At 60.2% G+C, this 495-nt stretch carries 1 protein-coding gene; it reads right to left on the bottom strand.

What is annotated here, in order from left to right; translation table 11 throughout:
- A partial coding sequence (locus tag BK660_RS32120) for a Rossmann-fold NAD(P)-binding domain-containing protein (protein ID WP_473087038.1) occupies positions 1 to 369 on the bottom strand: 369 nt, incomplete at its 3' end.
- Between the last annotated feature and the right edge of the window lie 126 nt (positions 370 to 495).

Here is a 495-nt window from a genome sequence, read left to right as displayed (position 1 = left end):
GGCCAGACGCGTTGCGAGGTTGAGCAGCAACATGATCGTGTGCTGCGCTACCGACGGCGTGCCATAACCCTGGCAGTTGCACACGGTGATGCCCTGCGCGCGGGCGGCGGCGAGGTCAACGTTGTTGGTGCCGGTGGCGGTGATCAGAATCAGTTTCAGATCGGGGTTGGCGGCCATCGCGGCGGCGTCGATCAGGATCTTGTTGCTGATCGCCACTGTGGCACCTTGCAGGCGTTCGGCGACTTGTCCGGGCAACGTTTGGGCGAACAGCTGCAGATCGCTGAACCACTCGCGCAACGGACTGAGGTCGAGGTCGCCGAGATCCAGCGAAGGGTGATCAAGGAATACCGCGCGGCGCGTGTTCGTCATCAACTGTACCTTTTGTGCTGTGAGCGTTGGGCGTAATCTGCCGAGCCTACCAGATGAAACAAATTGATACGCTTGGCCGAAAGGAGCCCCCATGTACTGGACCGAGTTCTTGACCGTTGCACTGAT

This window comes from Pseudomonas brassicacearum, from assembly GCF_003732265.1.
GTDB classification, from domain to species: domain Bacteria; phylum Pseudomonadota; class Gammaproteobacteria; order Pseudomonadales; family Pseudomonadaceae; genus Aquipseudomonas; species Aquipseudomonas brassicacearum_D.
The sequence above is the reverse complement of the archived record's forward strand: the minus strand, read 5'-3'. Positions and strand labels throughout refer to the sequence as shown.